Annotated in this window: 14 protein-coding genes; 10 read left to right on the top strand and 4 right to left on the bottom strand. The window is 55.8% G+C overall.

Going from position 1 to position 21,788, the window contains the following annotated elements; translation table 11 throughout:
- The first annotated feature begins 31 nt into the window (after positions 1 to 31).
- Both ACSYSS_RS07810 and ACSYSS_RS07805 read left to right on the top strand, forming a co-directional pair.
- Entirely contained in the window at positions 32 to 1,792 is a 1,761-nt protein-coding gene (locus ACSYSS_RS07810; protein ID WP_491703452.1) for a phosphotransferase, read from the top strand.
- Positions 1,793 to 1,796: 4 nt separating this feature from the next.
- The gene (locus tag ACSYSS_RS07805; protein ID WP_491703451.1) at positions 1,797 to 2,705 is read left to right on the top strand and encodes a DMT family transporter; all 909 of its coding nucleotides are present in this window, start codon (positions 1,797 to 1,799) and stop codon (positions 2,703 to 2,705) included.
- A 2-nt stretch (positions 2,706 to 2,707) separates the two neighbouring features.
- Here the strand turns inward: ACSYSS_RS07805 and ACSYSS_RS07800 are convergent, their stop codons facing one another.
- A complete protein-coding gene (locus ACSYSS_RS07800) occupies positions 2,708 to 4,708 on the bottom strand; it encodes a DUF4422 domain-containing protein (protein ID WP_491703450.1) in 2,001 nt (666 codons plus the stop codon).
- Between the two features lie 307 nt (positions 4,709 to 5,015).
- Here ACSYSS_RS07800 and ACSYSS_RS07795 point away from each other — a divergent pair, with 307 nt between their 5' ends.
- Together ACSYSS_RS07795 and ACSYSS_RS07790 are read left to right on the top strand one after the other, a co-directional pair.
- Positions 5,016 to 5,459: a helix-turn-helix domain-containing protein gene (locus ACSYSS_RS07795; protein WP_491703449.1), complete on the top strand. Its 444-nt coding sequence runs from the start codon at positions 5,016 to 5,018 to the stop codon at positions 5,457 to 5,459.
- 150 nt (positions 5,460 to 5,609) lie between these two features.
- Positions 5,610 to 6,206, top strand: a complete 597-nt coding sequence (locus tag ACSYSS_RS07790; RefSeq protein ID WP_491703448.1) for a hypothetical protein — start codon at positions 5,610 to 5,612, stop codon at positions 6,204 to 6,206.
- A gap of 25 nt (positions 6,207 to 6,231) precedes the next feature.
- On the opposite strand, the gene rfbB is transcribed toward ACSYSS_RS07790, so the two are convergent.
- Positions 6,232 to 7,365 carry a dTDP-glucose 4,6-dehydratase gene (gene rfbB, locus ACSYSS_RS07785; RefSeq protein ID WP_491703447.1) on the bottom strand — a complete coding sequence of 378 codons (1,134 nt, stop codon included), beginning with the start codon at positions 7,363 to 7,365 and terminating at the stop codon, positions 6,232 to 6,234.
- A gap of 36 nt (positions 7,366 to 7,401) precedes the next feature.
- Between rfbB and ACSYSS_RS07780 the strand changes: the two genes are divergently transcribed.
- Genes ACSYSS_RS07780 through ACSYSS_RS07770 form a run of 3 tightly spaced genes read left to right on the top strand, consistent with a single transcriptional unit; the run spans position 7,402 to position 11,261 of the window.
- A complete protein-coding gene (locus ACSYSS_RS07780) occupies positions 7,402 to 9,528 on the top strand; it encodes a hypothetical protein (RefSeq protein ID WP_491703446.1) in 2,127 nt (708 codons plus the stop codon).
- 52 nt (positions 9,529 to 9,580) lie between these two features.
- A complete protein-coding gene (locus ACSYSS_RS07775) occupies positions 9,581 to 10,228 on the top strand; it encodes an NUDIX hydrolase (RefSeq protein ID WP_491703445.1) in 648 nt (215 codons plus the stop codon).
- A 40-nt stretch (positions 10,229 to 10,268) separates the two neighbouring features.
- On the top strand, positions 10,269 to 11,261 hold the full coding sequence (locus ACSYSS_RS07770) for a glycosyltransferase (RefSeq protein WP_491703444.1): 993 nt from the start codon (positions 10,269 to 10,271) through the stop codon (positions 11,259 to 11,261).
- 17 nt (positions 11,262 to 11,278) lie between these two features.
- Here the strand turns inward: ACSYSS_RS07770 and ACSYSS_RS07765 are convergent, their stop codons facing one another.
- Together ACSYSS_RS07765 and ACSYSS_RS07760 are read right to left on the bottom strand one after the other, a co-directional pair.
- Positions 11,279 to 13,471, bottom strand: coding sequence for a DUF6541 family protein (locus ACSYSS_RS07765; RefSeq protein ID WP_491703443.1), 2,193 nt, complete (start codon positions 13,469 to 13,471; stop codon positions 11,279 to 11,281).
- Between the two features lie 240 nt (positions 13,472 to 13,711).
- Positions 13,712 to 14,692: a glycosyltransferase gene (locus ACSYSS_RS07760; protein ID WP_491703442.1), complete on the bottom strand. Its 981-nt coding sequence runs from the start codon at positions 14,690 to 14,692 to the stop codon at positions 13,712 to 13,714.
- A 192-nt stretch (positions 14,693 to 14,884) separates the two neighbouring features.
- Here ACSYSS_RS07760 and ACSYSS_RS07755 point away from each other — a divergent pair, with 192 nt between their 5' ends.
- From ACSYSS_RS07755 to ACSYSS_RS07745, 3 genes are all read left to right on the top strand, one after another.
- Positions 14,885 to 17,035 carry a glycosyltransferase gene (locus ACSYSS_RS07755; protein WP_491703441.1) on the top strand — a complete coding sequence of 717 codons (2,151 nt, stop codon included), beginning with the start codon at positions 14,885 to 14,887 and terminating at the stop codon, positions 17,033 to 17,035.
- A 356-nt stretch (positions 17,036 to 17,391) separates the two neighbouring features.
- The gene (locus tag ACSYSS_RS07750) at positions 17,392 to 18,093 is read left to right on the top strand and encodes an ABC transporter ATP-binding protein (protein ID WP_491703440.1); all 702 of its coding nucleotides are present in this window, start codon (positions 17,392 to 17,394) and stop codon (positions 18,091 to 18,093) included.
- An 11-nt stretch (positions 18,094 to 18,104) separates the two neighbouring features.
- Positions 18,105 to 21,662 (top strand): ABC transporter permease, encoded by a 3,558-nt coding sequence (locus ACSYSS_RS07745; RefSeq protein ID WP_491703439.1) that lies wholly within the window; start codon positions 18,105 to 18,107, stop codon positions 21,660 to 21,662.
- Positions 21,663 to 21,788: the final 126 nt, after the last annotated feature.

Below are 21,788 nucleotides of genomic sequence, written 5' to 3'. Positions count from 1 at the left end.
ACATTGAATAAGGTACAGCATGTCTCTAACTATGAAGCAATTCTCGGTTTTGCGTGAGCTACGGTTCAACTCGGGAACAAGTCAACGAGTGCTTGCTGCTGCCACGGGACTTTCTCTAGGTGCAGTGAACGCAGCTTTGCGCGAGCTTAAGGTTGCTGGAAACGTGAGTGAAGGCAACAAGGCTACGAGCGCGGGATTGGCGGCGCTGAAACCCTATGCTGTGGATAATGCGATTATCTTGGCGGCGGGCCTTTCCTCCAGATTCGCACCGATTTCATATGAGAAGCCTAAAGGATTGTTGGTGGTGCGCGGCGAGATTCTCATAGAGCGGCAGATTCGTCAGTTGCAGGAGGCCGGCGTCAGCGATATCACGGTAGTTGTGGGATATCGGAAGGAGTTCTTCTTCTACCTCAAAGACAAGTTCGGTGTGGACATAGTGGTCAATGACGAGTATGCGTCAAGAAACAACAACGCTTCCTTGTACCTTGTACGCAACCGTCTAAAGAACACGTATGTGTGCTCCAGTGATGATTATTTCACGGAGAATCCGTTTGAACGTTACGTTTGGAAGGCCTATTATTCAGCACAGTATTCCCATGGAAGCACGAAGGAGTGGTGCTTGACCACTGGGGCTGGCGGCCGCATCACCGACGTGAAGATAGGTGGCGCCGATTGCTGGTACATGCTCGGTCACGCATATTTCGACAAGGAATTCTCCGACCGTTTCGTTGGGATACTTGAGGCTGAATATCCATTGCCTCAGACTTATGACAAGTTGTGGGAGGGTTTGTATGTAGAACATATTCGTGAGTTGGATATGCGTTTGCGCCCTTATGCTGACGGAGTGATCAATGAGTTTGACTCGTTGGATGAGTTGCGTGATTTTGACCCGGATTTCCTTAAGAATGTCGATTCCAAGATTTTTGACAACATAGTGACAACGTTGGGGTGCTCACGCGATGAGATTCACGACGTATATCCCCTCAAACAAGGTCTCACAAACCTTTCCTGCCATTTCAGGACGGGGAGTGGGGAATATGTATACAGACATCCAGGGGAGGGTACGGAAAAGCTTGTGGACAGAGCCGGTGAGGCTGCTGCGCAAAGGGAAGCCAAGCGGCTTGGACTTGACGACACATTCATTTATGAAGACGAAGACGAAGGCTGGAAAATTTCTCGATTCATTCCTGATTGTATTGGGTTAGATCCGCGCGACCCCAGGCAGGTGGAGCAGGCGATGCGCATAGCGCATAGACTGCATTCCAGTGGGGCCCGTGTGGGTCATGTATTTGATTTCTACCAAGAAGCCAAACGCTACACAAAGCTGCTTGAAGAGTACGGGCCAATCCAGATTCCAGGATTCGCTCAGATGGGCGCTAAGGTGGATCGGCTTGAGAAGTTTGTTCGTTCCGACGGAGCAGCTGTATGCCTGTGCCATAATGATTTCTTCGATCGTAATTTTCTTATCGACAAAGCCGGCCGATACTCCCTTATTGATTGGGAATACGCGGGCATGGGTGATTATGCGAACGATTTTGGAACGTTCTGTGTCTGTTGCCAACTTGACAGGGATGAGGCCATGAACGCTCTTGAAGCATATTTCGGGCGTAAGCCTACTGAAGGAGAAGTAAGACACAATTTTGCCCATATTCAGCTTGCCGGGTGGTGCTGGTACTTGTGGTCGTTGCTTAAGCAGCGCGAAGGGGATGCGGTGGGTGAATGGATGTATATCTATTATCGATACGCTCAGGATTATCTCGATAGCACGCTTGCGTTATACGAGAAGGATTGATGATATGCGCTATGGAGTGTTGAGCGGTGCCTTGTGGGGGCTTGACACTGTCATATTGGCTGTTGCCATGCTCATGGCACCATATGTGGGTGGTTCTCAGGCTCAGGCCGCTGTCGTCGCTTCGTTCCTGCACGACGCTGCCTGTGCTGTTTGGCTCTTCGTCTATATGTGTGCCAAGTGCAGGATTGGGGAGACTCGGAGAGCGTTGCGCACTCGCAGCGGTCTTGTGGTTGCGCTTGGTGCTTTACTTGGAGGGCCTGTCGGCATGACCGGCTATGTGGTTGCCATCAACAATCTTGGTGCCGGGTATACGGCAGTTCTTACATCGGTGTATCCGGCTTTTGGCACTTTGCTGTCGTTTCTGCTGCTCAAGGAGCGTATGAGCAGAAAGCAGCTACTGGCTTTGGCTGCTGCGATATTAGGCATCATGGTCATGGGTTGGTTTTCCTCGACCTCGGTGTCGGTAGGTAATGTGGCTTTGGGGCTTGCTGGCGCGTTGTTGACTGTGGTCGGGTGGGGTAGCGAAGCTGTACTGTGCGCGTGGGGTATGCGTGATGATGTCGTTGACAACGAAGTCGCCTTGCAGATTCGTGAGACTGCCTCGGCGTTGGCTTTCGCGGTGCTTGCTCTTCCCCTTGCGGGCACGTGGAAGCTGGCAACTTCGGCGCTGATTGAACGTTCCCTTGCTGTTCTGGCTCTATCTGCTTTGATTGGAACGGTATCTTATCTTTGCTATTACCGCGCGATTGATGCTATCGGCGCGTCGCATGCTATGGGACTCAACGTTTCCTACAGCGCATGGGCTATATTCTTCGGATTTCTGATTCAGGGAACCAAGCCGAGTATTGCCACTGTCGCATGTTGCATCGTAATTCTCATCAGTACAGTACTGTCAGCGGCTCGTACGGCATAAGACTACTTGGTTCCTTTGAGTTTGCGACCAATGGCCTTGAGCAGCTCGCGCCGTCGGCTGCCTACGGGGGCGAGTGGGTCGATGAATCGGCGCAAACCGCTAGTTTCTCCGACTAGGGGTTCATGTTTTCGCAGTGTCTTGCGCTTTCCGTGTAGTCCATCACCGCCTGTGCCGAAGCTAATGAGTTCTTCGATTAGTTGCTCATAGAACGGGGTCTGCCTGGCGTAGTTCCAGTAGATGTCGGCGAAATCGCAGCTTGCGTCTGTCCAAGGCTTTATATAACCGGCGTAATGAATAATCTGAGGGTCGGTTCGCGATGCCATGTACTCGTTGTATATGTCGTGGGGAGCGAATGTGAACACTTTGGCTACGCGTCCGTCGCAGTCGTGCATCACGTTCCATCGCCAATCCAGGAACCGCACGCGCCCCTGGCACTTTGCATTGAGCACATCCTGATCGTTGTAGATGAAGTCTGGATTGGAAGCAAAGCCGAGCCACTGCTCCATGGTGTACAATTGGCGCATCGCCGCAGTATTCAGCAGTAGCACCCCTGCTTGGAAGTAGTCGTAGGGATTGCTCATCGCGAGTTTCTCTTTGCTGTAAGCAATGCGTTTGCCGTCGTTGTGATTGAGATTGCCCAAATAATCGATGTCGTGCGTTGCGGCCAGAAGATTGTTCCCGAGGTCTGTGTCATACAGCTTCGCCACGTCCCCCCGTACTACGAGGTCGGCATCCAAATAGAGCACTTTGCTGTAGAACGGCAACAGTTTCTGGATGAGGAAGCGATAATACGTTTCCACACTGATGTGCGGGTTGGACGTGGTTAGCTCGTAGCCCGACACTTCACGCCCCACGTCGATGAAGCGCAGGTTCATATTGGTGAAGTGCGCAAAGAAATTCCTCATGAGGCTTTGGTTGCGCGGGCTGATGTCGCGCTGCAGCACTGCAATGTCGTAGAAACGGTCGCTCGATGCGTTGCTCATGAGCGAATAGATGGTGGTGGCCAGCATGGGGACGTAATTGTTGTCGGCTGCGAACGCCACCGGTATGATGCGTTTTGCTGCATCAGCCAGACCGGCTTGGTTCTGTGGCAAGCTCAGAGCCTGGGCAATGCGTTCAGTGTCAAGTGGAGCCTGCTTCACCGCACGCTCAGGGTTGGTGAAGTGCACGCATTGCAGCTCGCGGGTCTTCAGGTTCGGGTTAGTGCGCTTCTTGTGCATCAGCCAGATATTGAACAATCGTTCGGAAAGGTGGCCAGGAGTGCGCAGCGCCTCTGTACTGTAGTTCGTCATATCAGCCCGCCGCTCGAACTCCTCAAGCAACGGAAACATCCATTCGCAGTATTCAAAGAACAATTGCTTACGCATGATGTACATGTTGCAGAAGCAGGAGTAGTGCCCCTTGAAGAAGTCGTCTGCATCCTGCTTGTAGTCAGGCTGTAGGTCAGCGATGATCTGGCGGATGGTGTCAAGGTCTTTGATATGAAGATATGGCGCGGTTTCGTAGATGGCAACGGGGTTGCGTCTATGGTCGATTACTTTGCGTAGATCTTGAATGACGGTTGTGACGATATCATAGCCGGCGACTGCGTCCTTCACGGCTTGGTCGTTGAGACGGTACTTTGTGATGGCCTTGGCATCAATGTAATCGTCCATGATTTCGCCGTAGCGGTTTTCCTCATGATGGGTGGGCGAAAGATCGAAATATCGCCGGTAGTGGCAGAAACCGTAGTAGTCGGCATTCTCGTTCTTCCACGCCCAATACTGGGTTGTCAGCTCGCAGTACATGGGGTTCTTTGCTGAGATGTTCTCGCCCTCGTCGTCATGGAAGCCACGGATGAAACGGTTGTTATTAAGCCCCGCGCCCACTTGCACCGGCTGGAATACGTCACCTTCGGGAATTTCCACATCCTTGTGGGTTGTTACGAAGATGCGAACGGATTGTGCACGGTAGCGCTCGCGCTTCTCATCGGCATCAGCGGCTTGTGCATCAATTTGTGCCATAGTTTTCGCCATCTCCTCAATAAACGTCATATTCAGGCGTTCGCTGTCTTACTCAGTGTTCGCTATTCTAGCGTGAGCACAGAATGAGTGGCTGAGTGCGCGCAATAGGAAGGAAGCAGGAACAGCCGTCAAAGTTGCAGTATCCACAATAGCAATTGTTAATTAATTCGATATCAATTACAGCTTAATTGATTTGTTTTTTTTCATTACGATGTTACACTTATAAATGAAAGGAAGTAAATTGCGATGGACTATCTCTGCTAACTCTAAATAAAAATATGTAGAAAAGATTTTAGGAGATTGCACCATGGAAGTGCTAACAAAACCAAAAGTAACAAACTTTTTTATTGATGATACAGAAATTGCAAAAGATGTTGATACAGCTCTTGACGAGATTAAAGATGTACGTGCTGATTTAAGTCTGCAGGTTAATGGCGATACCATTGAGCTGTCTCATAAGTCTTCCAGAATGTTGATTAATATTTTGGAGGCGCTCAGTGCGGGGAGCCGCATCACCATCGAAACAACGCCAAAAGAGGTTTCTGCGAGTACGGCTGCGGATATGCTTGGCGTATCGAGACCAACGTTCCTTAAATTAGCCAAAGAACAAGATATCAAGACAATTAAAGTCAATACGCAGAAGCGTTTCTTGACGCAAGATGTTATCGCCCTGCGTAGTGTGCAACGTAAAAAGAAGATTAAGGCATTCGAGAAGTTGCGTGCCGAGTTGGATGAGTTAGGAGAAGAGTAGGCAGCCCCAGCTTGATTTTGGTACGGTGTAGTACATGTCACAAAAGGTTTTCGTAGATGCCAACATTTTGTATAGCAAGACATTACGGGATTGGTTGTACGCCTTTTATGCTGTCTCAAGTTGCCCATTTGAGTTATAGCGACTCGAGATGTGTATAACGAAGTGGGCTATCATCTACGGCGTGATCATCCTGATTGGCCAGGGGAAAAGATTGTCGCACTTGAGCAGCAACTCTGCGAAATTACCGAACTCATTGAGGAATATGATTGTGAATCCGCGCATGCCAGCTTCGAAGCTTTAGGATTAAGCGACGAAAATGATTTGCACGTGCACGCCGCAGCAGTTGCCGGTGGTTGCGATTATTTGCTCACCAATGATTCAAAACTGTTTAAGGATTGCACTGATGAGCAGATGGATGCATTACCATATGATGTGATTTCTGCGGACGATTTCTTTTGTCTATGCGCGGAATCTTCGGCCGATGCTTTGTACCAAGCTGTTATGGGGCAAGTGAACTACTGGAATAGTCGGTGTGAAGAACCACCAAAACTATCTGATAAGCTACGTTCTGCGCAATGTAAAAATTTTGCGTATCTCGTGGATCGGGGGCTGAGACGAATGGCTGGTTTGAGCCCTGCTCAAATCAATGAAGCATTGCCTTTAGACGATCGATTTTCCACAGATTTGCAAAGCCGGGCAATGTCTGATTTGCAATATTGGCCGCATAACCCTCGGCTAGCAGAGTAAAAACCTATAAGATGGGCATGAGTTCTCAATGCCCCTGCGTTTGGTACTTTTCTTCGGTGGCTGGTTTGTCCGCATGCCACCAGTCAGGATGTTCTTCGTACCATTCGATGGTCCGCTTGAGGCCGGCCTCAAAGTCGGTGTCGTGTGGCTGCCAGCCGAGTTCTGTGGTGATGCCTCTGGCGTCGAGCGCATAGCGTCGGTCGGCACCGGGGCGGTCGGCCACGTGGTCAAAGTCATCCGGGTCATGCCCCATCAGCACCAGAATCTTGCGTAGCACCTCGATGTTGCTGCGCTCGCCGTCCGCACCTACAAGGTAGGTCTCACCTATCGTGCCTTTCGTCAGGACCGCCCAGATGGCGGAGCAATGGTCCTCCACGCTAATCCAATCCCGCACGTCCTTGCCGTTCCCATACAGCTTCGCCCGTCTGCCGGTGAGCAGGTTGGTGATTTGCCGGGGTATGAATTTTTCCACATGTTGGTAGGGGCCGTAGTTGTTGCTGCAATTCGAGATGGTGGTGCGCAGCCCATACGTGCGGTGCCAGGCACGCACCAAATGATCGCTGGCCGCTTTGGAGGCGGAGTATGGGCTGGAAGGCCTGTATGGGCTGGTTTCGGTGAATCGTTCGGTGCTGCCAAGCGGCAGGTCGCCGTAAACCTCGTCGGTGCTTACCTGATGGAATCTGATGTTGTAACGGCGTGCGGCTTCAAGCAGCACGTATGTTCCTTCGATGTTGGTCTTGATGAAGGGGTTCGGGTCGATAATTGAGTTGTCGTTATGCGATTCGGCGGCGAAATTGACGATGGCGTCAACTGGTTGTGTGGCTGGGTTTTCTGCGGGTTCCGGGGATTCGGCGGATTCAGTCTGCACTCCGTCCATGTGACCACCGTAGTCGTCGGCCTTGGTGCTAGGCGGCTGGGGTATGCACAGACTGTCTACCAGCCGCGCATCGCAGATATCGCCGTGAACGAATGTCAGCCGGTCACTCGGTAGGCCCTCCAGGTTTTCGCGCTTGCCGGCGTACGTGAGCGCGTCCAACACGGTGATGTGGACTGCAGGTTGGTGACCCAGCACCCAGCGTACGAAATTGGCTCCTATGAACCCCGCCCCGCCCGTGACGAGGATATGGCGTGGCCGGAAAATTTGCACATCGTTACGCATGGCTTCATCTTATGACATGGCGGATAGAATGGGCGTATGGCAGACCAAGGACGGATGGGGCGAGAGAACGAATGCATCGGAGGGAATTCGTACGCTGTGGACTATAGCAGGCTGATCACGCCGAACGACGCCGTGCACTGTCCGAGCGTGTGCGTGGATTCATGGCAAGCCGATGCACCGTGTCGAGCAGACCAGCATTGCTCGTGCGTCTGCGTAGACCCTCAAGTTCAAAAGAGAATCAAACAGGTTAGAACCGATACTGAGGCTTATCTCGCCGCCGGTGGGAACGGCGCGCGTAGGCACCGTCCTGACACCATCATGGTCAAGAACTTCGATTCCAAGGAACAGCGCAGAGAGTGGAGTGCGGTGCTTGGCCGGCAAGCCAATGGGCTCAGGTCCGAAATGTGGGCAAAGGGTGGCGACCCTGAGCGGTTGTTTTGTGGGGACGCATCTCATAATTTTACGAGTTTCCTTCGGGATTACCCATGCTTCATCACCGATTTTGCAGGCAGCTTGCGCACTGCCTATCTGAGTCGCCCGAAGATCTTGGTCACGGTGGCCGACCTGATTGACGGAATCTTCTTCCAGGCGCTTGGTCCGAAGACGGTCTTGGGCTTGCTTGGGCAGTCCTATAAGGATCCTCCGGCACTCATCGTTTCGGGCAGGTGCCAGACCCTGGAAGATGAGCTGCTGAATTTCGTGCTCCAATTCACAAGGGTTGAGACCCCTAAATCCGATGATGAATCTTGTAGGGGCGCAGGGCCTGCCAAAAGTAGTGGAACCGGTCAGCGATGCGTTAAGTTCCTTGGAGAAATCGCAAAAACTGGAATGCCGCTTGACCGTGTGGTCGCTCCAGGCGAGCCTTTGGAGGAGACTTTGGGCAAGGGCGGAGCCTTACAGCATGTCAGACTTTGGGCCAATACGATGGAGTATTCCATGCTGGAAAGGGAGCATGACAGTGGCGAGGACGCGGGGAGTTATAAGTGGTCCGTCGACGGACGTGCATCGGTGGTTCTGACCGTTCAACAATATGACGCTCTTTTGGCTCCAATTAAAGGCCACAGAGAACGCATCAAGCCAAAGACAACGCTGCTGGCCGATTTGCTGTGGCACTTGTTGCATGCAGATGTGCAGTCAGGCGCAAACGCACCCGAGTTGGATATGAGCTTGGAGGGTTCTGAGGAATCGAAGTGTCATTATGGCTTCCTTGCCGAGCGTTGGTGCCAGTGGCTCCAGGCTGAGCAGGATGGTTTGCTACGATACGAAAATCAGAATGATCCAGCCAATCCTGCACAGATGCGCTATGGTTCTTCGACATTCGCGGCAAGTTTCAACTGTATCTTCTGGAAGGAGCGAGATAGGCTCGACGCGGTTTGGCAGAGGCAGTATGCTGGCTGCGGCTTTGAGGCTGGCAGAGGGTTCCATAGGGCGTTCGCCCAATTGGTGTGCAACTATCGTCGTACTGATGCATTGAATGTCATCGGCAAAATGCAGGCGGGGCCGGAACCGGCGGAACCACTTGGGAACCGCATGGATGTATCTTCATGGTCAAAGGCTGGCAATTGGTTGCTAAACCGAGTGAAGCCGACCCTGCCATTGGGCAAGAAGATGCTGGAGGAATGGTATCAATTCGTCTATTTGGCGGCGATGGCGGACCACGTGGGTTGTGACATGATGGCTATCGGTGCCGAGCCAAGTAGCTACGAACAATATGTCCACAATACCGGCGAGGCCTCCTCGCTGAGTTTCGGTGGTGAGATTACCGCTGACCTTGGCGACATGCCCGCTACGAGGTTTACGAACTTCTGCTACGATGCCCGCTCTGCCATAGAGACTTGGAGAAGCTGGCGCCCAGATGGAGGCAGGGGCGCACGCAAGGCACAGAAACATGCCACTCGCGACATCTCCTATTGCGTGCAAAAGGAGAGTTCTGAATACAAGCGTTCCGATGACCTTGTTGACATTCTGCAGAGCCTGTTGTTCGCTGCGGTGATCGGCTTCGTTTCCGTTATATTCGATAAAGTTGTGTTCAGCGGTAACATGCCGATTCTTGCGATTGTCACCATTGCATGGGTCGTCACTATGATTCCCGATGCCATCAGCGCCGTCCGATGGTGGGTCGGCGTGCAATCGGCATCAAAGAATATTTTGTATGCGGTATGAGTTGTCAGAGTTTGTGCGGTGGGTGTAAACGAGACAAAAGGTGGGGAATGATATGGTGAATATGGACGATGCGCTTGGCGGAGCGGATGCGGGTGGCCTTCCGCCATTGATTGAGACGGGAAGGCATACGGTGTTTCAGGAACAGGGTGGCGTCGATTTCGCCGTTACTGCGGTGGATGCCAATGTGCGCGCCACAGGAGAGCCAATGACCCTGCATGTGGCCTCCGTGAAGAACGGCCAGCCTGGAGCGGTGTGTGTGACGGTCTTGAAAGAGCCTGATGCCGACTATTACCTTCTTGCAAGGCACTGGCGCGTGGCCGTGCAGGAATGGTGCTGGGAGTTTCCGCGTGGCATGGGCGAGCGCGGTGAGACGTTGACTTGCACCGCAATGCGTGAGCTCAAGGAAGAGACTGGGCTTGTGGCCAATACGGATCAGGTGCGATTGTTGCAGACCATGCACGCCGACGCAGGTGTGCTGAAGGACAGCATCGGCATTATGGAGATTGGTTTTGTAACTGACGAAGAGCGTCGGGCTGCGCTTTCAACGGTTCCGTTGGAGGGCAGGCGGTCTGGCAGTGACTGGGAATTGAGCGACTTGCGGTGGGTCGCTGCTGACAGCCTGCGAGAGGCCGTCAGGCAAGGCCGCATCGTTGACGGCATCACGTTGAGTGCCTTCTTCGTTCGCGAGCTGCACGCATGAGTGACAGGCGCGTTCTGCATGCACCGTATAATTTTGTATTATGAACTTTTCTGTCACCGCCATCGTCGTTTCGTATAACCGTGCGAAGCTGCTGCAGGAATGTCTCGATGCTATTGCAGCCCAGGCGCGCAAGCCGGACCGGGTCATCGTTGTGGACAACGCCAGCACGGACGGCGCATACGATGTAGCCATGCGCCACCCACTGAAGGCAGACGTGGTGCGCCTTAAATCGAATGTCGGGGGTGCTGGCGGCTTTTGTGCTGGCATGGCCTTGGCGCTGCATGACGGATTCCCTGGTGAGGCTGGGCAGCATTATCTCTGGGTGATGGACGACGACACGGTGCCCACGCCTACCGCGCTTGAGCGACTGCTTGAAGCGGCTCAGGAGGCGCACGCCGCCAACCAGTCCTGGCCCACGTTGCTGGGTTCGCAGGCTCGTTGGGTTGATGGACGCATTCACGCCATGAACAAACCTCGTCGCCGTTCGTCTCTTGAGGGGCTTAACTCTCGCACCGCTGCCGGGCTTACGAATTCGCGCGGAACCTTCCAGGTGCGCTCGCTTTCGTTTGTCTCATGCCTGATCAACGCCCAGACCATGCTCAAGCTTCGGGCTCTGCCGGTGAGCGCCTACTTCCTGTGGAACGATGACTTCGAATTTACTTCACGACTGCTGCGGGATGGCATCGGCTACTACGTGCCAGCCAGCGAAGTGGTGCACAAGACCAAAACGTTTGGCTCCAGCGATGCCGACCCTGGCAAACGCTTCTACTTCGAGGTGCGCAATAAAGTGTGGATGCTGAGGTTCGCCAAGCGTGATTTCCATGGCCCGGAATATGTGGAGCTCGTGCTCAAGACCATCCGTCGTTTTGCTTTGACGTTCCTGCATTCCAGCGACCGCAGGCTCACCCTGAGCTGCCTCAGGCGCGGACTGAAGGAAGGGCTCAGTCGGCGTCCCGCCAGCAATGCCAATGTGCTCAGTGGCAACCCGGAGGTCGCGCAGGCCGTGAATGCCGTTGAAGGGGTGCGGCGTTAGCTGATTGCCTCTAGGCCTTAGCGTTGCGCCGGGCAGGCGGTGATGCGGTACAGCACGGCTTGGCCCTGCCTGTCCACCGGTTTCATGGTGCCGGGGGTCATTTTGAGGTTTTCAAACATAGCGTGGGAGGGATCATTCGGTGCGTAGGAGCCGCCCATATCCAGGAACCAGTGCACGTTGTCCTTGTCGAGAATTCTGCACACATTCGGATCCGTTTTGATTTCGTTGAAATGCGGTGCCAGATAGTCGCGGTCCGCTTCGGCAAACATGTAGAGATGCTTGTAATAGGACGTATGCCCGCCTACAGCCAGTAAGTACCCGCTGCCATTCCAAGGGTCTGAAAGCACGGGTTGATTGGCTGGAACGTGATTGTTGACTCGGCGCATCAGTTCGAATTCGTCGCCTGAGAGCATCGGATTGTCTGAATCGTTGGCGGCGAAGGCGTAGACGTGGCCCAATGCCGAAGCCATCTCGTCCATCTGCGGATTGACCGCCACGCAGACCACTGCGAGCACCAGTGCCAGCACTACCGCGCCGCCGCGCCAGACGATACTGCCCAAGTTCACGCGCTCGCCGAGCCGGCGCTCCGCTTCCAGAAGCGCCCAGCTGATGAGAGGGATGACGATGATCGGCCACGCTGCGTAGACCCTGCGCTGGTCCTTGTACCACAGCGCCGTCAGCACTTTGGCCCAATCGGCATGCGTTCCGGCGCAGCTGACGAACACCAGGCCGGTCAAGAGGAACGAGGCCAGCAGCAGTGCTGGTGTGCGCACGCCTTGCGTCACCTCATACGTGTTGGGTCGGGCTGAGCGATTTTGGCTAGGTTGTGGGTCTTTGTCAGCCTTCCATTGTGCACTGCGAGCCACTGCCGCAAGCGCAAGCACCACTACAGCCAGTGCGAGAGCTGCCAACGTGAGTATGGCTGTGGGCCAGTAGACCGGCAGCCTGTTGTTTCCGGAGTTGATGGGCTGGCCGAGCAGCCAGCGCAGTGCGGCGGAGGGAATGTTCTCGGTCGGCAGCGCTGGCCCGCCATTCAAATGGTCTGAAATCGGGCGCTTCAGTCGACTGCCCCAAAGGTACATCTTTCTGAAGGTGTTGAGCGCCAATGCTACAAGCAGTAGCACCACAATCGTAACGGTGATGCACACGCGCTTGAACACTGGCCTGTGATATTCGTGCAGAGACTTCGCGGCCTCCACGACCCACAGCACGAGAAGCGGTGCACAAATCAGCAGTACCGTGATGACCACCCGGAAATGACACATGGAGACAGCCAATCCTGCTATCACAATCCAGGCTACATCAGCGTAAACACGGTGCCAGCGCTGCTTGCCGCCGAGCCTGAACGCCTCCTGCCAGCCGGAACCGCAGCATTGCCAGAGCAGCGCGATGAGCACGGGGGCGACGACCTGCCCGGCAAACATGGAATACAGCGTTCCCCATTCCCAGAGCAGCAACGAGCCACCTGCCGCCGTGACGGAGAGAACGGGGGCAAGGAAATCGATGAGCGCGTGGCGGCCGACGATGGCGCGCACCAGATAGATCATCGTCATGGGCCAGATCAGGGCTGCGAACACCAGGCATGTGCACGTCAGGCTCGCGGTGACCCATGTGGAGGCATCCCTGCCGAATGCCATGGCTCCCAGTGCCGCAAACTGTTGCATGGCGATGGGGTATACGTTGCGGATCTCCGGGGCGGCTCGCAAAGAAGAGGCCTCACCGGTCATCACGATGCGGCCAACGATGTTCTCATGAAACATGGAATCGTAGTTCTGAGTCACCTGCTGCGGTGAAGCGACGGAGTGAACCACACGCACCGCTACGGCGACGCACGTCAGCAGCACGCCGAACAGGGCAGGAAGCCCTTGGGCCAGGCGGGAGGCCAGCGACACCATGTGCTGCTTGTCCCCGGTTTGCATGGGAAGCGTTGTGCGTCGGTGGAGATTGTGGAAGCTGCGTATGAGAGCAACCACAACGACAACGAGCAGTGCGGAAAGCAGATACGATGGCCAGCCCCAGGGAATGTGAAAAGGCAGGAAGACGATGCCGTCCACGCCCGCAAGTGCGATGGAAACAGTCAGGCCGAGCGTCAGGACTTCAAGCGGATTTCGTCTGCCTGCAGCTAGCGCAATCGCCGATCCCGGCACGATCAATGCCAGTGTAATGACCGCTAACAGTGGAAAAGTCTGAGCCCATGTCATTAATTGCATATATTTCTCGTTTCGTATGGCCTATTTGCGTTCCGGCTGTTTGCTCGCACATTCAGCATAAGTCTAACGAACAATGTCGTCAGCTTTGCATCTGCTATTTTTGGCCGTACCTTTAACAGCGCTCACGATTGTGCGCAGCGGTGCTGGGCAGCAGCAACACAAAGCAGCAGCAACACGGAGCAATGGGGGTTATTTCGTTTGCCTGGAGCCTGTGTTGTGTGGAGCATATTGTGCGGGTGGTTATTCGGCCTTGCCTGCGACGTCATGGTTCTGGCGCTTCGGGCTGCGAAGGGCTGTCAACAGGCGGTAGCCGGTGGTGCGTATGCGTTCTGGCAAGAGTCTGTAGCAAGCCCTTACCGACACGTTTCTTATCCATTGCCTCGTGTCGGTGAAGCCGTTGCGGCGGAAGCTGCGCTGCAGCTTCAGCTCGTCGCAGAACATTTCCCGGCCGCCCCGGCGTGAGTAGGCGCCGGCATCCACGCGGTAGAGCACTAGGGGCTCAGGCAGGTTCATCATTGTTGCCCCATGCATGATCATCCTCGCCCACAGTTCGTAATCCTCGAATCTCCCGGCATGCTCGGGGTATCCACCCACGGACAGCACTGCCGATTTACGGAATATGACACTGGGGTGATTCAGCGGGGACTGGATGCGCGCAAATCGTTCGAGTTGCTCACCGCCTTGCGGCAGAGAGCGAATCTGGCCGAGCCTGAGACCTTGGTTTTCAACGGCTTTCGCATTCCTGCCCGGACTCATCGCGCTGAATTCCTGTATGGCGCTACCCACCACGTCAAAATCGCTCATTGCGGGCAGTTCCTTCGCAAAGCGTTCGGGTCTGGATAAATCATCGCCGTCGGCGCGAGCCACGGCTTCGTATCTGCAGTGGCTAAGACCGACATTGAGTGCATGAGCCAGTCCGGAGTTCTTCTCCAAAGGCACCACTGCCACATCGGGGGTTTTGCCTGCCTGACCTACCTCGGTGAATATCTGGAGCATCCACGATGGCAGATCATCCAGAAATTGTTGTGTTTCACGTGAAACAGGGCCATCGCGTACCACAACCACCTGGGTGGGAGGAAGCTGTTGCACGACGGTGTTCGTCCGAAGCGCCTGCTGTAAGTAATCAAGCCGGTCGGCGGCGTAGGTCGACATGAGCAGTGAAAAATTCATGTGGTCGGCTTGCATGTCATTGTGTTCGTCGATGCCATTTAACGCTGCCATTTCAGACACCTTTCTGCCTTTGAGAGCCAGGGAACCTGTGGCTTGCCCAATACGTTGAATCTGTGCTGTTCTGATTTTAACGCGGAAACCTGAGGTCGCGCGCGTGCTTAAGGCCTCAGCCCGTCGGCATGGCACCTACTCGATCAAGCAGTCGTATCTTGGAGTTTCAAGAAAGCTGGGTACAATGGAGCCATGCTGAACGTGAGCGCACCTCAAACGACCTTGCCCGAAACTGCGTGGGAAACTGTGAGCCGTGTGGTTTTCCCCATGGATGACCGTGATGAGCTCATACCCTTGTATGCGGTGCAATGGACCCGTCCGCATCTGCGCGAAAGTGTAATGTACCCCAACCATGATCTGTACCGTATGCGATGGGGCAACATGAATAGGTCCGATGCGCACAAACTGTTGGGCGAAGCGGCGCAGCCAATGGCGAGAAAAGACATCAGCGAGCTGCTCACCGTTGATTCCCGCACACAGGTTACGGTGAAGCCTGGCGCTCACGTTTCGTTCTGCGCATTCTTCAATGCATTCCCAGCCAGCTATTGGAAGCGCTGGACGTCCGTAAGCTCTGTGCGATTCTCAGCTCGTGTGCAGGGAGCGGGTGAGCTTGTTTTGATGCGTTCCACAGGTCGTGGCACGTTTGCACAGGCTGGAAAGCTGGAAGTTCGGGGAAGCGATGGCAAGGGATTCGTTGACCTGACTGCGCTTGAGGCGCAGCTGCCGATGACGAACCTCATAGACGGCGGTTACTTCTGGTTTGATGCGCAGGCCGATCCGGGCGAGTCCTTGACCATCAGCGATGCCGCTTGGAGTGTGCCGCAGGACGAGCGCACTATGCCAAAGGCATCCACGCTTTCCATTGCCATCACCACGTACAACCGGCCCACGTACTGCATGAACCAGCTGAAAACGGTTGAGGCCGATATCACGTTGCGCTCACGGCTCGACACCGTCTACTGTATCGACCAAGGCACCGATTTAGTCAGTTCGCAGCCTGGTTTCGACCAGGTGGCAGCAGATCTTGGCAGCCAGCTCACCTACATCCGCCAAGCCAACATGGGCGGTTCGGCTGGTTTCTCGCGTGGCATGTACGAGACCGTGAACGCGGGCCGAAGTGCCTACACCTTGCTGCTCGATGACGATGCCATCAGCGAACCCGAAGCCATACTGCGATCCGTGCAGTTCGCCGATTACACTGCAAAGCCCACCATCGTGGGCGGCTGCATGCTTCACCTCGACAATCGCACCGTGCTCTACACGCAGGGCGAACGCTTCTCTGCCGCTCGTGCGTGGACCGTGCCCTCGCAAGGGTTGCAATACAACCACGACCTCGCCGTCGAGCCCTTGCGCGACAGCCCCGAGCTGCACCGGCGCGTGGACGTGGACTTCAACGGCTGGTGGATGTGCCTCATTCCCGTCGCCGTCATGAAGGAGATTGGTCTCTCGTTGCCGGCGTTCATCAAATTCGATGACACCGAATACTGCCTGCGCGCCAAGGAGCACGGGTTCCCCACGGTGACGTTGCCCGGCGTGGCCGTGTGGCACCAGGCCTGGCATGACAAGGACCCCTCGCGTACGTGGGAAGAGTACTTCCTGCAGCGCAACCGCTGGATCTGCGCCCTGCTGCACTGCCCCAAGCCCAACCCCCGTCACGCGTTCGAGATGCTCTACTCAGACGTCAATGTGGGGCTGAAATTCGTCTATTCCGCCATGAGGCTCAACAACATGGGCTTGCGGGATATCCTGCGCGGCCCGCAATACATCGTCGATTCCATGCCCGGCAAGCTTGCTGAGGTACGTGCGGCGCGTCAAGGGTTCGCCGATGCTCGGCTGATGAAGGATGCCAGTGCCCTACCTGCAGCTGCTGCCGACGTTCCGTACCATGTTGTGCCAAAGAGCCCTGCTTCGTTGATGTTGCAAGGACTCGGTGCTGTAGTGAAAATTTTGGTCCCCCGAGGTGGAAAGCTTGGCAGCGGGAAAAGGGGCGGAAGCAATTCGAGTCCTCAAGGAGGCAAGGTTGGCACAGGCAAGGTCGGCGGGGTACTGTCCACCGGCAATACTCCTGAGGCCGATCGTCCAGACGTGGCGATTCCCGCCGACCGTGCGGTGTGGACCTCGTTCCTCGGCGTGAATTCGGCGTTGGTCACTTCCCCAGACGGCGCTTCAGTGGCCTGGTGCCGGCGCGACGACCGCGAGTTCCGCAAGGAGCTCAACGAAGGCGTGCGCATGGTGAGCACCCTCATGAAGCACTGGGAGCAGCTTTCGCAGGAATACCGCACTTATGACATGTCGAGTTTCGAGGTCTGGAAGAAAATCTTCAGCCATTCTGATGCTCAGTAACGGTGTTCGGCTGAAAATAATGAAAATCAGCCGTGATGTGTTATTTTGAGTCGCACGCATGTATTGGAGCGGCAGAAAATAACTAAAATACTGCGGATGGCGTTATTTTCAGCCGCACTTAGGTGTGCGCGATTGGTAAGTTACGCTATCGTAGGATTCCATTGATTTCTCGGCGTTGCCGCTGCATTTCGTGTTACGCTGGGTAGTGGTTTTCGTGCTGCTGAGCGGTGCGACGCAAGTGGGCATGCTGTTGTACAAGCGTAGATGTTGTGACTAAAAGTCGGTGTTGAGAGACGATTTTCGGTGAGTGCGGATGCCTATGAGAAGCCGACTTGGATGAGCAAAAGCAGGGGTGTATGAGCTATATCGAAGTGATTCATGAGACGAAGCGGTACCAGACGGGGGACACGGTCATCGCAGCCAACAACGACGTGAACTTCAGCGTTGAGCAGGGCGAGCTCGCTGTCATCCTCGGTGCCTCGGGCGCAGGTAAATCCACCATCCTGAACATTCTGGGCGGCATGGACACCTGCAGCGAGGGTCAGGTGGTCATTGACGGGCACGACATCGCCCAATATTCCGCCAAAGAGCTCACCACGTACCGTCGTCATGATGTTGGCTTCGTCTTCCAGTTCTACAACCTCGTGCCCTCGCTCACCGCGGTGGAGAATGTGGAGCTCGCCTCGCAGATTGTCGATGATTCCGCCGATCCAAGGGAGACGCTCATCAGCGTGGGGCTGGGCAACAGGCTCGACAACTTCCCCGCCCAGCTTTCGGGCGGCGAGCAGCAACGCGTGGCCATCGCCCGAGCCGTGGCCAAGAACCCGAAGATTCTGCTGTGCGACGAGCCCACCGGCGCTTTGGACTACAACACCGGCAAACAGGTGCTCCGCATTCTGCAGGACATGTCCCGCGTGCATGGAGCCACGGTGGTGATCGTGACCCACAACGCCGCCATCGCGCCCATCGCCGACCGCGTGATCCACATGCATGACGCACGCGTGCAGAAGATCGAAGAAAACCCGAACCCTACGGATATTGAAGACATCGAATGGTGAGGGGCACTGATATGACATCTGCTGCTTCGTTCCGGTCAACTCAATCGCCCGAGGCTTTTAAGACAGCCGAGTTTTCTCAGGCGTCCAGACAGTCCGATTTCTCCGATGCGCTCAATTCCGGCAATGGTGGGGGTGCCAGTGCCAAGCACCTCAGGAAATCCATGCTCTGGAAGGACATTCGCAAGTCGTTCAGCGGCTCGATGGGTCGGTTTGTGGCCATCGTGTGCCTCGTGGCGCTCGGCTCGTTCGCGCTCGTGGGGCTCAATGTCACTGGTCCGGATATGCGAGACACAGGCAACCGTTATTTCAACGCCCAGCATCTGGCAGATATCTCCGTCATCAGCGACTACGGGCTGAACAAGGCCGATCAAAAGGACATCAACACGGTTTCCGGAACCAGCCATATCGAGTATGGATACTTAAAGGATGTCACCGTGGCGAAAGCCGATGCCAGCTCCGGTGCCGCTGCCTCCATAGACGACGCGAGTGTGCGTGTCTATTCGGCCACCAAGAACATCTCTCGATACAAGGTGACGCAGGGCCGCATGCCGCACGGGGCAGGCGAGATAGCGGTGAACGGGGGGCTCGCCAAAACCCATCCTGTGGGCTCGATTCTTGTGGTGCATGAACAGGCGGACCAGCTTGGGCGCAGGATTCTGCGTCGCCACACGTTCCGCATCGTGGGCGTGGTCCAGTCGCCAGAAGTGCTCAGCCGCGTGAACTTGGGCAACTCCACATCCGGTTCCGGCTCACTCGACGGCTTTGCCGTAGCTGCTCCGGCGGCATTCGATTCGGCGGAATACATGGTGGCTCGGCTCACGTTCAGTGACTTGGACCGCATTCCAGACCACTATTCGAAGGCGTACACCAACGCGTTGCAGCGCCACAAGGACAGCCTCAACCGCATTCTCGCCGATCGTCCCGCGGCCCGCCTTGCCGAGGTGCGCAAGGCGCAGAAGCCCAAGGTTGAGAAGGGTCAGAAGCAAGTCAACGAGGCGCGCAAGCAGCTTGATAATGCACAAGCTCAGCTGAAGGATGCCAAAAGCCAGCTTGACGCGGGCAACGAAAAAATCAAACAGTCCAAGAAAGACCTTCAGAAGTCCACGGCAGACGCCCAGACGCAGATTGCCCAGGCTCAGGCTCAGATTGCCTCGGGCGAGGCACAGTACACCCAGCAGAACCAGACCTACCAGAATTCTGCGGTACAGGTGGAGTCGGCACGTGCTCAAGTAGATGCTGCGTTGGATAAGGTAAACCAAGCGCAGTCACTCATCGATGGCTCGAAGCAGGCGCTTGAGGTGGGCAAGCAGAAATTGCAGGCTGGCATCGATCAGGCAGGGGACGATGAGACGGCAAAGCAATTGGCGCAAGTGGCGTATGACACATACATTAGCGCTGTCTATACCCCTGGTATGGCGCAAGTGGCCACTTCCCAAGCCCAGCTCGACCCGCAGAAGCAGCAGGCACAGGCCTCCGACGCGCAGGTGAAGTCGAAGGAGGCGCAGCTTGCCGCCGCCAAGGCGAAGCTCGATGCCGCTCAGATGCAGATTGCCCAGAGCAAGGCGGCGCTCGCCTCATCCCAAGTGCAGCTGGCTTCCGGTCAGGCCACGGCGCAGCAGGCCATCAGCGACGGCAAGGATCAGCTCGCCACGCAGACCGCGCAATACAAGGGTAAGCTTGCCGAATTCAACAAGGCCAAACCAGGGGCTGAACGTAAGATTAAGGCCGCCGAAAAGCAGCTTGACGAGGCCACAGCCAGTCTCAACGCCATGGAGGAGCCCACGTATGCGCTCGACTCCCGGCGTGAGGCCCCCGGCTCCGATGGCTACACCGTGTACGACTCGGTCTCCGTCATTGTGGATTCGCTTTCGCGCATCTTCCCCTACTTCCTCTACCTTGTGGCAGCGCTCGTCACCTTCTCCACCATGACCCGCTTCGTCGAGGAGGAGCGCATCAACTCCGGCACCCTCAAGGCTCTGGGCTACGACAACCGTGACGTGATGAAGAAGTTCCTCGTCTACGGTGGCGCAGCTTCGGCGTTGGGTGCGTTCATCGGCATTCTGACCGGTCACTTCCTCATGCCTGTCATCGTCTATGTGGCCTACGGGCACGCCTTCGACATCCCCTTCATCCGCATGAGCTTCCACTGGCCGGTCACGCTCGCTGCCGTGCTGCTGGCATTCTTGAGTGCCGTGGTGCCGGCCTTCCTGAGTGCCCACAACGAACTCAAGGAGAAGCCCGCTGCGTTGCTGTTGCCCAAGGCGCCTGCCGGCGGGTCGAAGATCTTCCTGGAGCGCATCCCGTTCATCTGGAAGCGTCTCAATTTCACCCACAAGGTCACTGCCCGCAACATCTTCCGTTACAAGCAGCGCATGTTCATGACCGTTTTCGGCGTGGCTGGCTCGGTGACACTGCTCATGGCCGGTTTCGCGGTTCAAGGCTCCATCTCTGGCATCAACGCCCAACAGTTCGGTCCCATTCTTGACTACAGCCTCATTGCTGCCAACAACAGCCATGTCACCGATTCGCAGAACGAGGCGATTGCGGCGCGGCTCAAGCAGTCGGATGTGAAACGGTCGGCCGCCATTCGTTATGAAAGCATCACCAAGGTGGCCGGACGCAATGGCGACAAGCAGGCCATCACGCTGATTGTCCCTGAAAAAACGGGTCAACTCGGCAATTATGTGCGGCTGCAGACGCGGCATGGGCACAAGCCGATTGCACTCAGCGGGAACGACGGTGGCAGTGGCGGCAACAGTGGCAGCGCTACCGGTGGAGGCAGCGGTTCCAACAGCAATGCCAATGATGGTTCCGGCGGCGATGCGTCCAATGCCGGTGGGGCGGTCATTTCGGAACGTCTCGCCAAACTCACCCACGCCAAGGTAGGCTCCACGTTCGAGTTCCAGGGTTCGGCGGGCCGTACCTACAAGGTGAGGGTCTCCGGCATCTGCGAGATGTACTTGGGTCACTTCATGTTCATGGGCCCCGAGACTTACGAGACCACGTTCCATACGCATTACGCCGTCAACGCGCGCCTCGTTACGCTGAGGAACGGCAGCACGGCCAACGTCAAGCGCCAGGCGGCCTCGTTCATGCGCCTTGGCGGCGTGATGGGGGTGGTGCAGAACACCACGCTGATGGGTGAGATCGACACGGTGGTCTCCTCGCTCAACATCATCATGTGGGTGCTCATCATCCTGGCCACGCTTCTCGGGGTGGTGATCCTCTACAACTTGACGAACCTCAACGTCATGGAGCGCATCCGCGAGCTCAGCACCATCAAGGTGCTCGGCTTCTACGACCCCGAGGTGACGATGTACATCTACCGCGAAACCATCCTGCTTTCGGGCCTCGGCATCCTCGTGGGCTACGGGTTCGGCGCTTGGCTGCACAGCTATATCCTCACAGCCGTGCCGCCCGACAACGTCATGTTCGACCCGTCCGTCTCGTGGACCGGTTTCGTGGTGCCGTTGGTGCTGGTGTCGGTCATCACCGCGTTCCTGGGCTGGTACGTCAATCGCCACCTGAGCCGCATCAACATGCTCGACGCCTTGAAGTCGGTGGATTGAGTTGTGGTTCTGGCTGGTGCCGGACGGGTGCTCGGTGTGTTGGCTGTTTCGCAGCACTTATTTGTCAGTGTTGTAACACAGGCTGACAGATAGTGCCATTTTCCTCACGATTTGTAGTAGTTAGAG

This window comes from Bifidobacterium sp. ESL1118, assembly GCF_058505595.1.
The sequence above is the reverse complement of the archived record's forward strand: the minus strand, read 5'-3'. Positions and strand labels throughout refer to the sequence as shown.